A 14,666-nucleotide genomic window follows, 5' to 3' on the forward strand; every position below is an offset into this window, starting at 1 on the left:
CGGATTCGATGAGCTGCCACCGCAGCCACGCGAGCGGATGTGCCGTGCCCGCCCTTCGGTGGATCCGGCCGGTGCCCGCCGGGCAGCCGGTCTGTCGGCCGCCGAGAGCACGATTCCCGAAGTGGATCCGGCGACAAAACTATTCGCGGATCGAACACTGCGGCTCACCCTCGAAGTGCTCGATCACCGTCGACCGGTCGCACAGCTGGCCGCGGTCGCCGAGCCTGCGGTGCTGTCCGCGGTGCGGACTCTGGTCAGAGCCGACCTGGCGCCAGGGCGCACCCTGGGCGCGGCGGTGCTGACCAGAGTGGACGTGGTCATGGTCGATGCCACCGCGGCGGAAGTGTGCGCCGCTTACGACCGTGGCAGCCGCCATTTCGCGCTGGCTGCCCGCATCACCCGCACGCGTGCCAAGGGCTGGCGTTTGAGTGCGCTGCGGCTGTTTTGACCGCAAACCGATCGAGGAGCATGGCACAGAGCTTCAGCCGTTCTGCCGGAAACCGTTGCCGTCGAACATTTCCTGAGCGCGTTGCGTGTCCATGTACTCGCGGACCCGGTGGATCCGGCCGTCGGAGAGTTCGAAGATGAAGCAGTAGTCGTTGTCGTAGGGGCGGCCGTTCATCAGGGTTGCTCGCATTCGGGTCTCGACTACGACGGTCGTGTCGGTCGCGGTGACTGCTGTGAAGTCCACTTGCCGGTCGGCTACGAACACCGCGGGGAATTCGGTGGTCAGGAAATGCACGACGCGGTCTCGGCCGATGAGGTGGCTGATGCCGTCGAGTGCGCGGGCGGTGGCGTTGTGGGGCGGGGCCAGCCATTCGATGTCGGGGGTGAGGACGGCGGCGATTCGTTCGGGGTCTCGGGTGGCGAATTCGCGCCAGGCCCGCAGGATGAATTCTGTGCTCGTCGTTGCGTCCATGCGGGCAATCCTGGGTGGTGTGCGGCTACCGATCTCGCCATATTCGGACACGGTGGCAGGCGTGTCCGAATATGTCTGGTCGGTGGGCCGGGCTGCGTGCAGACTTCGGATGTGGGAGCGTTCCAGGCCGTCGTCACGACGGGGATCTACTGCCTGCCGCCGTGTCCGGGACGTCCGCTGCCGTCGAACGTCGTGCCCTTTCCCTCGCAGGCCGGAGCGGAAGCGGCGGGCTTTCGTGCCTGCCACCGCTGTAGGCCGTATCGGGCCGCGGCCGGACCTGCGCAGACCTCCGAATTGGTGTGCCGCGCCATCGATCTCATTGCCGAGGGTGCGCTGGATGTGGGCAGCGAGGCAGCGCTCGCCGCCCGGCTCGCGGTGTCGCAGCGGCATCTGCGTCGGATGTTCCACGAACAGGTCGGCGCAACACCCGATCAGCTCGCGCGCTCCCGGCGGGCACATTTCGCCAGGCGACTGCTGGACGACACCGACCTGTCGGCCATCGATATCGCCTTCGCCGCCGGTTTCGGCAGTCTCCGCCAGTTCAATCGAGTCATGACCGCGACCTTCCGCGCCGCGCCGCTCGAACTGCGCCGCCGCCGACGCCGTGCGGATCGGCTTGTTGCCGACGGTGGACTCGCCCTCCGTGTGCCGTTGCCCGCACCCGTCGACCTCGGTCGACGGCTTTCTCAGCTGGCTTGCCACGCGATCCGCGGCGTCGAGAACGCCACGAAGACGGTCTACCGGCGTACTGTGCGCGTCGACGGCGATCCGGGAGTGATCGAGATCAGCGCGGCCGGGCCTGCCGATGCGCTGCTGATCGCCCACCTACCGCGTATCGAAGGACTCATCCACCAGGTGGACCAGGTGCGGCGTTTCCTCGATGGACGCGCGTGGGATCCGTTCGAGGCCGGTGTCCGCGCCATCGTGGCCGACCACGTCGGCGCGGCAGCGGCTCCGGCCGTCCTCGGTGAAATCGTCACAGAGTACGGCGCACCGGTCGCCGGGCTGAGACAGTTCGGGCTCGGACGCCTGTTCCCGACGCCGGCCGATCTGCGGGAATTCGGAGGCGTCGACGCCGAGTGCGCTCGGGCCATACGCGACCACAGCCGGCATTTCGGCCCGGAGCGGACGGCAGCTGCTTGTCAGGGTGTCCGCTGATCGCGCAGCAGTTCGACGACGGTGGCGCGTGCGCCGCGGGTGTGCAGGCTCGCCAATGCCGCGCGGTAGGCGGCGACGAAGCGGGGCTCGTCGATCAGGTTGCCGAACACCGATCGGTCGGAGAGGAATACGGTCGGATCGTCGCGCTGGCGGCGGGCAAGCGCCATCAGGCGATCGCGCAGCGGATCCACGACATCGATCGGTGCACCGCCCTCGTCGACTCCTTCGCAGTAGCGTGCCCACCCCGCTACTACTGTTGCGGCGCAAGCTATTGCGCCGTCGGTGGCCAACTGGCTGCGCAGCACCGGCAGCAGCCACTTCGGTATCCGGTCGGAAGACTCCGCGCACAGCCGGGCCACAGTGTCGCCGATCGCGGCATTGGAGAACCGTTCGATGAGAGTGTCCCGGTAGGTGTCGAGGTCGATACCGGGGACGGGAAGCAACGTCGGTCGGGCTTCCTCGTCCATATATCTGAGCAGGAACCGCCGGAACGCTTCGTCCTGAACTACCTCGTGCACCAGTCGATATCCGGCCAGATGCCCGAGATAGCACAGCGCCTGATGGCTGGCGTTCAACATCCGCAGCTTCATCAATTCGTAGGGCGCGACGTCTTCGACCAGCTGCACGCCGACCCTGCCGAAATCGGGGCGGCCCAGCGTGAACTCGTCTTCGAGCACCCATTGGAGGAACGGCTCGGTCACCACCGGCCACCCGTCTTCGATGCCGAAACGGTCGGTGAGCTCGGCCCTCATGGCAGCGGTTGTCGCCGGGGTGATCCGATCGACCATCGAATTCGGAAACGCGCCTTCGCGGTCCAGCCAGTCCGCCAGTGCCGGATCACGTAGGCGGGCGAAGGCGGTGAAGCAGTTTCGAGCAACATGGCCGTTACCCTGAATGTTGTCGCACGACATGATCGTGAACGGCGCCGTGCCACGTGCCATGCGCCGCGAAAGTGCCTCGGTGACAAGGCCGAACACCGTCGCCGGGACGGCTCCCGGCGCGAGATCGGCGCGGACGGCAGGATTCGCCGCATCGAACGCGCCGGTGGTCGCGGAGATGTTGTATCCACCCTCGGTGATGGTCAGCGAGACGATGCGGGTGGCCGGGTCGGCGAGCTTCTCGACGACCGCTTCGGGATCGTCCGGGGCGAAGAGGTACTCGACAATCGAGCCGACGACCCGCGGCGTCCAAGCGCCGTCGGGTTCGGTGACGCACAGGGTGTACAGGCAGTCCTGCTCGGCCATCACCTCGCTCATCCGGCGATCCTTGGCGAGCACGCCGACCCCGCAGATTCCCCACTCCCGGGCGGTACCCGATTCGAGGAGCAGGTCGAGATATCGCGCCTGGTGGGCCCGATGAAAGCCGCCGACACCGAAATGCACTATGCCGGTGCGTATTTCGGTGCGTTCATAAGTGAGTGTCGATATCGCAGCGCCGAGATCGGACAGAGTCTGCGAGTTGAGCCCGGTCATTACCGGAACCGATCCGATGTCGTCTGCGTCACACAATGGATGATAGCGGCCGGTCTGCTACCGAGCTCGGACTGCGCAACTCGCCGGGCGAACCAGGTGTGGCGGGCGCATCCGGCACGCCTGGTTCGCCACCGGTGTCAGCTCAATCGCCGGATATCGCCACGGACCCGGTAGAAACCGCCGCGTGCCGACTCGGCGACGGCATCGACGACGTAGCGAACGCCCGCTTCGCGAATATCGCGGGGGAACTGGACGTTCCAGGCGGGTTGGTAGCCGGGAGACACGACATGCACCCGCAGATTGCCGCCGTCCTCGACGCACTCCACGACGATGCCGGAGCCCGCGTCCACGGCCACTTCGACGGTCCTGCTCGGAGTTACGGCGGAGATCTCCGGCGCTTTGACCGACAGCGTCTCGGGCAGGACGCCCTGCTCCGCATTGTGGATGGCCGCCTCGCTGACGTCGAGGCAGGCCAGCGTTCCGTTCGTGGTGACCAGGTACAGCTTGTCGTCGTGGTACTGCATGGAGTATGCCGAACCGCAGCCGGTGGCCAGTTTCCACAGGCGCTGACCGCTGGAATCGAAGCAGTAGACCGAGGAGTAGTTGTCACCGGCGAAGACGTAGCGGCCGTCCGGCGAAGTGGCGCAGGAGAATACGGCGGCATCGCACTGGTAGGAGCGCTCGGATCGGCCGTTCTTCGCCACCATCCGCACCTGGCGGGTGCTGGTGCCCGCGTAGACCGCGTCGGTCTCCTGCCAGCCGAACAGGACCGGGCCGCCGGTGCGGACATGCCACTGGTGGTTTCCGGTGGTGAGACCATATTTGGTGACGCCGTCGGAATGGCCGTGATAGACGCCGTCCCGGTCGATGCGCACCATCCAGCCCGAGTTCCCGGTGCTACGCCGAGTCCAGAGCGACTCCTCTTCGTGGTCGATCACGGTGATGCCGCCGTCTCGATCGGAGACGCCGAGGATGCCGTCGTGGATGTCGAGCCAGTAGATGTCGACATCGGCGGCGATGTCGTATGCGGCGCGCGGCACCTTGCCGGAAAGGTCGTACACCCTGCCGTCGTCGCATCCGGCATAGATCCAGAAATCATCCGCCACAATGCATTTCACGGCATCGGGCAGACGGAAGCGACCGGTTACGTCGCCGGCAGGTGTCAAGGTGAACACGTCGCCGTGCTCGTTGCCGACCCAGCAGCGGTGCTCGTCGACGAAGATGCCGAACGCGGCCGCGCCCGAGTCGAAGGTCCACAGCACCGGCGCCGACTTTGCGGTGGAGCGCTGGCTGACGATCGCGCGCCGGGTGACCGGGCGCTTGGTTCGCGCACCCATCACCGCGGGCGCATAGCCTCGCCGCACCTTCGCGCCGACCTTCTTCGCGGCGGCGGCGGCCGCTTTCTCCGCGGTGGCAAAGGAACTCACCTGTATTTGCCCCTGGTCGCCGATGCGCCCGTACCGAATGGTCACCTCGGTGCCCGCCACGGCGACTTCGTAGAACTTGTGTGCCGAACCGCCGTCTTCGGACAGTTCGAGATAGGTAGTGCCCCCGGTGGTCATCGCATAGCCCCGCTTTTTTCGTGAGATCAGAACATCTCGAAAGTTAGCAAGGGGCACCGACATTCCCGTGTGACCACTGCGGCCGACTCGTCAACGGCGTGCGGCCCGGGGTAGGTGGCAATGACGTACCCGGCGTTGTATGGGGCGGGTGCAGGAGCGATCGAGCGGGCTTCGGCTAGCGGGTGCCGCGCGCGTTGTAGACGGTGAGCCCCTGCTCGGCAGCCATCCGGCCGTAGGCGGCGAAAACCTCGAGTGCCTGCTCGCGTAACACATCGGAGACCACCTCGATACCGCGGCCGTGGAACTGCTCGGCCCAGTCCTCGCGCATCGGGCCCTCGTCGAAGCCGGTCAGCTGCTCCAGCTCCGGTCCTGCACCGGCAATAACCAGGCGTTTCACTCCCGACCACAGGGCGGCGCCATAACACTGGGCGCACGGCCGCCAGTTGACGACGAGCTCACGGTTCGCAGCGCCCGCCGCACCGAGATCCCAGCCCCCGATCCGGGTCTGAGCGAGCGACAGTGCGACGACCTCGGCGTGCGCCGCCGAAAGACCGCTGGCAAGAACGAGATTGACGCCTGCCGAGACGACTTCGCCGGTATCGGTGTCGACGACGAGTGCAGCGAACGGGCCGCCGGAGCCTTCGGCCGGGTTACGTGCGGCGAGCTTGTGCACCAACGACATTCGTTCCTCGTCGGTGCTCAGCGTGTCGGGCGTCGCGCGCAGCTCGTCGAAGACCCAGTCCGGCACGGTGACGCCGTAGGAGCGCGGCATGGTCGAGATGTCCAAGTCAGTGCCCTTCCGCTCGAAGCTGCGGCCGACGAGCTCAGTGCAGTGCGCTGCCCTGCTGCCACTGGTCCCACGGCAGGCCCCAGTCGCCGTTCTGCCAGACCTCGAGCGGCGCACCGCCGGTATTGCGGACCTCGACGATGTCGCCGGGCGCCGCGAAGTTGAAGAACCACTGCGCGTTCGCGGGGCTGAGGTTGAGGCAGCCGTGCGAAGTGTTGGTGTTGCCCTGGGCCCACACACTGGACGCCAGCTCGTGCAGGTAGATGCCGTCGGTGCTGATCCGGGTCGCCCAGTTGATGGACTCTTTGTAGCCCAGCCGCGAGTTGACCGGCAGCCCGAAGGTGGAGGAGTCCATGATCACCGGGTTGGCCTTGTTCATGACCGTGTACACGCCGGGCTGGGTCCAGAACGTGATCGTCTTGCCGCCGACGACCTCGCTGCCGCCCATGCCCATCGAGGTCGGCATGGTACGGATCAGATTGCCGTTTTCGAAGACCTGGACCTGCTTGGTGTTGTCGTCGGCGATCGACACATGGGAGGGTCCGATGGTGAAGGAGGTTTTGCTGTCCTCCTGGCCGAACAGGCCCTTGCCGAGTTCGGCGCCGAAGATGTTCGCCGCGACGGTCACCTTGGTACCCGGCGCGTAATACTGCTGCGGGCGCCAGTGCACATTGCGGTTGTCGACCCAGTACCACGAGCCTTCGACGACGGGGGTGGTCGTCACCACCAGCCGTTTCTCCGCGGCGGCCCGATCGGGGATGTCCTCGTCGAAGTGCGCGACGATGACGGTGCCGACGCCGAAGGTGCCGCCGTCTGTCAACGGGGTGCCGGCGGTGGTGTTCAGATACGCCTTGGTCTGGTTGTTCGGGGTCAGCGTGGAGAAGGTCGCTGTGGTCGGACCCGTGCGGCCGGTGATCGTGAGCGCCTCGGCGGTGACAGTGTAGGTGTGGCCGTAGCCGAGCGGCTCGGCGGGCTTCCAGGCGGTCTTGTCCGGGGTCAGGATCCCCTCGACAGTTTTGCCCTGCTCGTTCGTCATGGTCACCGAGGTCAACTGACCGTCGCCCGCGCTCACCCGGACCGGGCCGAGTGGGTCGACCTTGCTCGCCCCGTCCCCCGGACTGATGGAGATCCCGGCGGGTGCCTGCTCGGCGGGTCCTGTCGCCTGCGGCGCAGACGAAGAACACGCGGCAACGACCAGAGCCGTCACCAACACAACACCCGCGGCAACACTCGATCGGAAGCGGCGACTCGACATGGATCTCCTATATATCGCCGTACATTCCCAGCGGCGCAGCTCTGGTTACTGTCCCCATCCGTAGTTTACCGGCCGCTGAGGGCTGCCTTTGCCGTCGACAACCGCCCTGAACGATGACTTAGTTCACACAGGGCACCGTGCTGCCGATCTGGGTCGCGACCGGCCTGCCCGAGTCGGGGACGGGCAGATCCGGTGCGATGGTCGGCGCGGCCGAGGCTGTGGCCGAGGCCGGGGTCAGCTCGGTGGGCATCGAGAAATCACTGCCGATGACGACCGTGATGTGGTCGGTCGCGGTGGCCGGCGAGGCCGTCGCGGTCAGTCCGAGGGTTTCGGCCAGCTGGGTGGCATCGGCCTCGGCGCCGGGCCCGTAGCTGACGGTGGATGCAGAACCGTCGGCGTAGGTGCCGTTGCCCACCGCGCCCGGCCGGTAGCCGCGCGTGGCGAGTGCGGCGGAGAGCTTGGCGGCCTGACCGGTTCGGCCGCCCGCATTGTGGACGTCGACGGTGCTTGTCGGGACGCGGGCCGGGGTCGGCTGCGCTGCGTCGAAGCCGAAGGCGGCCCGCACTTCTTTCTTGATGGCGACCGGATCGACAACGTTGACGTCCTGGCCGTCGACATTGTCGTAGCGCAGCACCGGCAGGGTGCGGAACTCGACCGACATCGAGCCCGCGGACCCGAGGTCGCGGGCGAAATCGAGCAGGTCCCAGCCGCCCGACAGCACCACGTCGCGATGGGCGACCTCCATCAGCTCCGACAGCTTGCCGAGGTTGGTCAGGGTGCCGGTGTCCCTCATCGACTTGGCGACCGAGGTGAGAAAGGCCTGCTGACGATGGGTGCGGTCGAGATCGCCGTTTTCCAGGCCGTGCCGCTGGCGAACGAAGGCGAGTGCGTCGGAGCCGTTCAAGTGCTGCGGGCCCGCGGGAAAGGACGCGCCGGAGTAGTAGCTGTCGTCGACCGCGTGATTCAGACAGACATCGACACCGCCGAGCGCGGTCGCCAAGTCGTAGAAACCGGCGAGCGATATTTCGGCGAACCGGTCGATGGGCACGCCGACGAGGTTGCGGACGGTCTGCACAATGGACGCGCGGCCCGCCTCGCGGCCCTGCCGCTCCAGCGTGACCTGGTCCTTTTCGCCGTTGTTGATCAGCTTTGCCTGGGCGGCGGCCTTTTTCAGGCCGTAGGCCTCCTTGATTTTGGCGTGGTCGTAGCCGGGAATGCCCGACACCGCGACGTAGTCGTCGCGCGGGATGGAGAAGGCGACGATCTTCTTCATATCTGCCGGAATGTGCAGCAGAATCAGCGAATTCGCGTTGTATCCACCGTTGTCGCCGTCGCCCGCGTGCAACTGGTCGAGGATTGCCTTGGGTAGGTCGTTGCCGTTCAGGTCTTTTCGAGTGTCCAGGCCGATCAGCAGGATATTCATGTCGCCACCGAGCGAATGCGGTGCATCTTCGGGGATGGCCTCGGTGCGGGTGAAGCCGTGCTCGAAATCGGTCTTGGCGGACCAGGCGAATCCGGTGCCGGACAGGACAGCGAGCGCGGCGGCGCAGGCGACCGCTCGGGTCGCGAGCTGCGCTGCGCGGCGACCACGTCGTGGGGGTTCGGTGGCTCGACGAGCCCGTGGCGCGGGTTCGGCCGCGTGCCGCCATCTCGGGGACTGTGCCGCACGCCGGTGCGCCGCCTGCCGGTGCCGGGAGCGCGGCGGGCGCTGCGGCCATCGGCCGTCGACCTCGGCGCCGGGAACAGTGTCGTCGTCCATCATTGCGGCAGCCTTCGTGGCCGGGTCATTCGTCGCCGCCTCAACTTTCGTCTCGACTCGTTCGACACTGCGCACGAGCCGGTGGCTGACCATCCGTGGATGGTTGCCACACTCGATCGATCCAGTGTCACCCGGTCCTGCGATCGTGGCAAGAATCGGACACTGCGCGAGCGACGGCCTTATGCGGTGCGTACGCCGCTGCCGAAATCACCGTCGAGCAAGGCCGCGCCGAGTGTCGTCACCTCGTCGCCGTGCCCGAACGCCTCGGCGGCATTCTGTAAGGCGTAGGAACGGCCGACGGTGCGCGCACCCACATTCGGCTGGGGCCGAAACACCTGGCGTGGTCGGTAGCAACGCCGATCGGCGCCGGGCTCCACGAGTGGGGCTCGGCGCCGATCGGAAGCCGTTGCAGCGGATTCGGCTTCGAGAGGATTGATCAGCCCTGCAGGCCGACCTCGATCTCGAGGGTGAGGGTGATCTTGTCGCCGATCACGGCGCCGCCGTCGGGGAGCGGCATGTCGATGGTGATGCCGAAGTCCCGGCGGTTGATCACGGTCTTGGCCTCGAAGCCTGCGACCGGGCCGTCGCCCATACCCGGGTTGACGCCGAGGAACTCGACGTCCAGGGAGACCGGCTTGGTGACGCCGCGGATGGTGAAGTTGCCGTCCACCACGAAGCCGTTGCCGTTGACACGGAATCCGGTCGAGGAGAACGTCGCGACGGGGAAGTCCGCGGCGTGGAAGAAGTCCGCGGTGCGCAGGTGGCCGTCGCGCTGCTCGTTGTCGGTGGTCACCGAGTCGACGCGGATCTCGGCGTCGGCTTGCGCGGTGCCGTCCTCATTGATGACCAGCTTGCCGGAGAAGTCGGCGAAGCGGCCGCGCACCTTGCTCACCATGAGGTGGCGAACCGAGAAGCCGAGGGTGGAGTGGGCGGAGTCGATCGCCCAGGTGCCTGCGGTCAGGGCGTTGGCGGTGTTGGTCGTCATGCTGTCTCCTAATATAGTTGATTCTTCAATTACTGCGGTGTGAACAGGTGTCCAGCGGTGGTGCTGGGGGCGGTGCGCCGTTGCACCGGTGGTCAGCTCGCGGTGCCTCCGAGCAATTGCGCGAACGGCACCGGCTCGTCATAGGGATCGGACGGGCGGTCATGGCGAGCTGTGGCCAGTGCATCAGCGAATTCCACTGCTGCACGGTCGATTCGGGCGCTGAGTCCGTCTGCGTCCGCGGACGCCCAGTCCTCGGAGGCCGCGTACACCGAGGTCGGCACTACGACCGAGCGCAGATAGGTGAACATCGGCCGCACGGCGTGCTCGAGTGCGAGCGAGTGGCGGGCGGTGCCGCCGGTCGCGCCGATGAGCACCGGCATTCCGGTGAGCGAATCCGGCTCCAGCACGTCGAAGAAGGTCTTGAACAGGCCGCTGTAGGAGGCATTGAAGATCGGTGTCACGGCGATGATGCCGTCCGCGTCCACAACCGTGCCGATCGTCTCCCGGAGACCGGCCGCCGGGAACCCGGTCACCAGGTTATTGGCCAAATCGAGGGCGTGGTCCCGTAATTCGATGACATCGAACTGCACGGCCCGACCGGACGCTGTCAGCGCCCGATCGGCCGCCGCTGCGAGACGATCGGCAAGCAGCCGCGTCGAGGACGGTTGCGCCAGCCCGGCCGAGATGACGGCGATGCGAGTCACTGCGCGACCTCCACTTCCACGCTTCGGGCAGCGACGAGAGCAGCGTGGGTCGGTGCCGAGGGCACATGCTCCGGGCGCAGCGCGTCGAATTCCTTGCGCAGCACCGGGACCACCTCTTCGCCGAGTAGATCCAGTTGTTCCAGCACCGTTTTCAACGGCAGGCCCGCGTGGTCCATCAAGAAGAGTTGGCGCTGATAGTCGCCGAAAGAGTCGCGGAAGCTCAGCGTCTTGTCGATGACCTCCTGCGGGCTGCCCACGGTCAGCGGTGTCTGCTCGGTGAAGTCCTCCAGCGCCGGGCCGTGGCCGTACACCGGCGCATTGTCGAAGTACGGACGGAATTCGCGCACCGCGTCCTGAGAGTTCTTGCGCATGAACACCTGTCCGCCGAGGCCGACGATCGCCTGGTCGGCGGAGCCGTGGCCGTAGTGTTCGTAGCGCCGCCGGTACAGCTCGATCAGCCGCTGGAAGTGTTCCTTCGGCCAGAAGATGTTGTTGGCGAAGAACCCGTCGCCGTAATAGGCAGCCTGCTCGGCGATTTCGGGGCTGCGGATCGACCCGTGCCACACGAACGGCGGCACGCCGTCGAGCGGGCGGGGCGTCGAGGTGAACGACTGCAGCGGCGTGCGGAATTTACCCTCCCAGTCGACCACGTCCTCGCGCCAAAGCCGGTGCAGCAGATGGTAATTCTCGATGGCAAGGGGGATGCCGTCGCGAATGTCCTTGCCGAACCAGGGGTAGACCGGCCCGGTGTTGCCGCGCCCGAGCATCAGGTCGACCCGGCCGTCGGCCAGGTGCTGCAACATGGCGAAGTCCTCGGCGATCTTCACCGGATCGTTGGTGGTGATCAGCGTCGTAGAGGTGGACAGTTGCAGCCGCTCTGTCTGTGCGGCGACGTAGCCGAGCATGGTGGTCGGCGACGACGGCACGAACGGCGGGTTGTGGTGCTCACCGGTGGCGAACACGTCGAGGCCGACCTCTTCGGCCTTGCGTGCGATCGTCACCATCGCCTTGATGCGCTCGTGCTCGGTCGGCGTACGACCGGTGGTCGGATCGGTGGTCACGTCCCCGACCGTGAAGATTCCGAACTGCACGACACCTCCTCAATCCAAGTCTTACATCCAGTTGGTGGATGTGGCAACCAATGGAACATGAACGGCGGGCCTGCTATTCCGTCGAGCGGGAACGTGGCTCACGTCACTCGAGATGTCGTCGATAAGCAACCCTGGTTGACTGGAATGAATATAGTCAACTAGGGTTGCTTGCGTGCCTGATGTCGGTCCTCCCGGTACCCAGAGCCCGGCCGATGCGCTTGCGTCGGTTGCGGCCCTGCGTCGTATGGCCGATCAGGTCGAAGACGCTGCCGTCGAACAGGCGATGCGGGAGGGGTGGAGCTGGCCGCAGGTTGCCGAGGCACTCGGGGTCACCAGGCAGGCGGTACACAAGAAGCATGCCAAGCGGCTCATTGCCGCCGGCGTCGAGCTGCGGAGGCGGGACGCGTAATCGTCGCGGCCCAGGGTCGGGGCGGTGTGCGTCCGCAGTGGGAATCGACGAGCGGGCGCACATCGGTGCCTATGCGCCGGCGGCTTCTCGCTCGATCTGCTCGGTGGCCTCGCGTTGGATCCGGTCGAACTGTGCGCCCATAGCGGCGGCGAGCGCATTGGCCGCCGACAGCGGGCGGACCATGACCATGAGGTCATCGATCTTGCCGTCGGCATCGAGGTGGATGAAATCGCAGCCGGTGAGCTGTTTGCCGTCGACCTTCGCCTCGAAGACCAAGGCGTGGTCGAGCCCGTTGGTGTCGGTGATCTCGCGAATGTAGCGGAAGTCTTCGAAGACTCGCATCACGCCACGGATGATGGCGGCGGTGATGGCCCGGCCCGGGTACGGCTTGAACGCCACCGGGCTGGTGAAGACGACGTTGTCGGCCAGCAGTGCCTCGATGGCGGCCGCGTCGCCGGCTTCGACGGCTTTCCGGAACGGGTGCATGACCCACCTCTCATAGTCAATGTGTCGAGTATCCGCATCGAACGCTAGCGGGTGCTGCCCCACCGAGCGACTGCATTCGATCACCCCGGCCGGGCGCGCAGCGTTGCACGCCTTCGCAGTCGGCGCACCGAAACCGACCGTGATCCGCGACGAGCGGATAGTGCAGGTCCAACCCCTCGACGCGGAAAACACCGACACGATCCGTGCCTCGATGGCCGTGGGCTTGCAATGGGCGCATGCGGCGGGAGAACATCCGCCGGCCGGAGTTCGCGCTGACCGTCATCGACCGTCGCGTTACTGCCCGGTCCTGGTGCGCACGCTCGGTGATAGCGTTCGAATATGCACGATAGCGTGACGATTCGGATGGCTGCGCCTGCCGAAGAGATCTGGGAATTGGTCAGCGACATCACCAATACCGGCCGGTTCAGTCCGGAGACCTTCGGCGCCGAGTGGCTCGGTGGCGCGACCGCACCTGCCGTCGGCGTCAAGTTCCGTGGCCACGTCAACCGCAATGGCTGGGGCCTGAAGTATTGGACGGTCTGCCGGATCGACGCCTGCGAGCCGGGCCGGGAGTTCACCTTCACCGTGCTCGGTCCCGGCGGGGCGGCGCTCAACACCTGGAGCTACCGGTTCGAGACGGTCGATGGCGGCACCGATGTCACCGAGTCGTTCCGGCTCGCCGACATCGTCGGGCTGCGGCTGTACTGGCTGGTGGCCGGTCGGGCGCGCGGGAAGACCAATCGTGATGGAATGCGGAAAACGCTGAGCCGTATCAAGGAGTTCGTCGAGCAGAAGTGAGGCCGCATTGTCGGTGGTTGCAGTACGGCGTCGGTTCGAACCGAACGGGACCCGTCCGGATATTGCCTCACGCAGTACTCGAACTCCAGCCACGAATGATCGCCTATCCGCGGGACGGGCACGGGCCGAATCGGATGAGGCCCGATGAGACGGTTTGCGATGACGGCGGTTTCGGCTGTGGCAGTGCTGGTTTCGCCATTGGCCCTGGCATCGGCGTCGAGTGCCGATCCGGCATTCTCGATGCGGGCCCAGGTGTTGCAGGTCGGTCTGGATGAGCTGGTCAAGGACACCTTGGTGCCCGGTGCGCAACTGGTGCTCACCGAGCACGGAACCGACATCCAGATCAATAGCGGTGTGGGAGATGTGGCGACCGGCGCGGCTTTCCCGGATAACGCTCAGGTGCGGATAGCCAGCAATACCAAGGCTTTCGTCGCGACGGTGGTGCTGCAATTGGTGGCCGAACATCGAGTGGAACTCGACGCTGCGCTGGAGCGGTATCTCCCGGGTCGGGTCTACGGGCCAGGTGGCGACGGCCGTGTGATCACCGTTCGAAATCTCTTGCAGCACACCAGTGGTATTCCCAACTATCTCGCCTACCTCGACCTCGGTTCCGCTGACGCATTGCGGCGGTCGCGGCCGGCGGACGAGCTGATCCGGCTCGGCCTCGACCATCCGGCCGAGTTCACCCCCGGCTCGGCCTTCGGCTACTCCAACACCAATTATCTGTTGGCAGGGGAGCTGATCGAGCGGGTCACCGGGTCCTCGGTCAGCGTCGAGATCACCCGCAGAATCCTGGTGCCGCTGGGGCTGGGTCATACTTACTGGCCATTGTTCCCGGTGGAGAACGTGATTCGGCAACCGCATCCGCGCGGGTATCACAACTTTGGTGGCACCCGCGTCGACATCACCGACATCGACCCGGGCTGGGGCCTTTCCGATGGCGCACTGGTGTCCACCGGTGCGGATCTGAACCGATTCTTCATGGCCTTGGTGTCCGGGCGGCTGCTGCCACCTGAAGTGCAGACCGAGATGATGCACACCATCCCCGCCAACGAGCCGGCCCGGCCCCGCGAGGCGGGTCTGGGCCTGTTCCGTCGCATCAACAGCTGTGGTATGGAGACCTGGGGCCACGGTGGCGCCATGAACGGCTTCCTCGTGTTCGGCGCAGCGACCACCGACCGCGCGGTGACCGTCAGCACGAACGAGCTCACTGGTTTCTTGGTCATGGGCGTATACCTGGGCGCCATGAACGCCCTCGTCGATGCCGCGCTCTGCGGGTAG

16 protein-coding genes are annotated in these 14,666 nt (G+C 66.2%); 5 read left to right on the forward strand and 11 right to left on the reverse strand.

Translation table 11 applies throughout. From position 1 onward, the window contains the following. Window positions 1–121 precede the first annotated feature (121 nt). On the forward strand, window positions 122–448 hold the full coding sequence (locus ACLMAL_RS23305; protein WP_412001012.1) for an Rv3235 family protein: 327 nt from the start codon (window positions 122–124) through the stop codon (window positions 446–448). A gap of 33 nt (window positions 449–481) precedes the next feature. Here the strand turns inward: ACLMAL_RS23305 and ACLMAL_RS23310 are convergent, their stop codons facing one another. Further along, the gene (locus ACLMAL_RS23310; RefSeq protein WP_412001013.1) at window positions 482–919 is read right to left on the reverse strand and encodes a nuclear transport factor 2 family protein; all 438 of its coding nucleotides are present in this window, start codon (window positions 917–919) and stop codon (window positions 482–484) included. A gap of 111 nt (window positions 920–1,030) precedes the next feature. Here ACLMAL_RS23310 and ACLMAL_RS23315 point away from each other — a divergent pair, with 111 nt between their 5' ends. Then, complete coding sequence (locus ACLMAL_RS23315; protein WP_412001014.1) at window positions 1,031–2,077, forward strand: helix-turn-helix domain-containing protein; 1,047 nt, start codon at window positions 1,031–1,033, stop codon at window positions 2,075–2,077. Here ACLMAL_RS23315 and ACLMAL_RS23320 read toward each other — a convergent pair. From ACLMAL_RS23320 to ACLMAL_RS23360, 9 genes are all read right to left on the reverse strand, one after another. Beyond that, complete coding sequence (locus tag ACLMAL_RS23320; protein WP_412001015.1) at window positions 2,062–3,549, reverse strand: mannitol dehydrogenase family protein; 1,488 nt, start codon at window positions 3,547–3,549, stop codon at window positions 2,062–2,064. The genes ACLMAL_RS23315 and ACLMAL_RS23320 overlap by 16 nt on opposite strands. 137 nt (window positions 3,550–3,686) lie before the next feature. After that, window positions 3,687–5,111 carry a WGR domain-containing protein gene (locus tag ACLMAL_RS23325; RefSeq protein ID WP_412001016.1) on the reverse strand — a complete coding sequence of 475 codons (1,425 nt, stop codon included), beginning with the start codon at window positions 5,109–5,111 and terminating at the stop codon, window positions 3,687–3,689. Between the two features lie 175 nt (window positions 5,112–5,286). After that, the gene (locus ACLMAL_RS23330; protein ID WP_412001017.1) at window positions 5,287–5,898 is read right to left on the reverse strand and encodes a nucleoside deaminase; all 612 of its coding nucleotides are present in this window, start codon (window positions 5,896–5,898) and stop codon (window positions 5,287–5,289) included. Window positions 5,899–5,935: 37 nt separating this feature from the next. After that, window positions 5,936–7,153: a L,D-transpeptidase gene (locus tag ACLMAL_RS23335; protein ID WP_412001018.1), complete on the reverse strand. Its 1,218-nt coding sequence runs from the start codon at window positions 7,151–7,153 to the stop codon at window positions 5,936–5,938. Between the two features lie 118 nt (window positions 7,154–7,271). Further along, on the reverse strand, window positions 7,272–9,005 hold the full coding sequence (locus ACLMAL_RS23340; RefSeq protein ID WP_412001019.1) for an LCP family protein: 1,734 nt from the start codon (window positions 9,003–9,005) through the stop codon (window positions 7,272–7,274). An 86-nt stretch (window positions 9,006–9,091) separates the two neighbouring features. Continuing rightward, entirely contained in the window at window positions 9,092–9,226 is a 135-nt protein-coding gene (locus ACLMAL_RS23345) for a hypothetical protein (RefSeq protein WP_412001020.1), read from the reverse strand. A 122-nt stretch (window positions 9,227–9,348) separates the two neighbouring features. Further along, a complete protein-coding gene (locus ACLMAL_RS23350; protein ID WP_412001021.1) occupies window positions 9,349–9,897 on the reverse strand; it encodes a YceI family protein in 549 nt (182 codons plus the stop codon). Window positions 9,898–9,989: 92 nt separating this feature from the next. Beyond that, window positions 9,990–10,601 carry an FMN reductase gene (locus ACLMAL_RS23355; RefSeq protein ID WP_328410116.1) on the reverse strand — a complete coding sequence of 204 codons (612 nt, stop codon included), beginning with the start codon at window positions 10,599–10,601 and terminating at the stop codon, window positions 9,990–9,992. Continuing rightward, window positions 10,598–11,692, reverse strand: a complete 1,095-nt coding sequence (locus ACLMAL_RS23360) for an LLM class flavin-dependent oxidoreductase (RefSeq protein ID WP_412001022.1) — start codon at window positions 11,690–11,692, stop codon at window positions 10,598–10,600. The genes ACLMAL_RS23355 and ACLMAL_RS23360 overlap by 4 nt, the downstream gene beginning before the upstream one ends. A 172-nt stretch (window positions 11,693–11,864) precedes the next feature. Here ACLMAL_RS23360 and ACLMAL_RS23365 point away from each other — a divergent pair, with 172 nt between their 5' ends. Then, the gene (locus ACLMAL_RS23365) at window positions 11,865–12,101 is read left to right on the forward strand and encodes a hypothetical protein (protein WP_412001023.1); all 237 of its coding nucleotides are present in this window, start codon (window positions 11,865–11,867) and stop codon (window positions 12,099–12,101) included. A 69-nt stretch (window positions 12,102–12,170) separates the two neighbouring features. Here the strand turns inward: ACLMAL_RS23365 and ACLMAL_RS23370 are convergent, their stop codons facing one another. Then, entirely contained in the window at window positions 12,171–12,587 is a 417-nt protein-coding gene (locus ACLMAL_RS23370; RefSeq protein ID WP_412001024.1) for a nuclear transport factor 2 family protein, read from the reverse strand. Window positions 12,588–12,926: 339 nt separating this feature from the next. On the opposite strand from ACLMAL_RS23370, the gene ACLMAL_RS23375 reads away from it, so the two are divergent. Beyond that, window positions 12,927–13,385, forward strand: a complete 459-nt coding sequence (locus ACLMAL_RS23375) for an SRPBCC family protein (protein WP_328410124.1) — start codon at window positions 12,927–12,929, stop codon at window positions 13,383–13,385. A gap of 144 nt (window positions 13,386–13,529) precedes the next feature. Further along, the gene (locus ACLMAL_RS23380; protein ID WP_412001025.1) at window positions 13,530–14,666 is read left to right on the forward strand and encodes a serine hydrolase domain-containing protein; all 1,137 of its coding nucleotides are present in this window, start codon (window positions 13,530–13,532) and stop codon (window positions 14,664–14,666) included.

Source organism: Nocardia sp. CWNU-33, assembly GCF_046764895.1.
Classification (GTDB): Bacteria; Actinomycetota; Actinomycetes; order Mycobacteriales; family Mycobacteriaceae; genus Nocardia.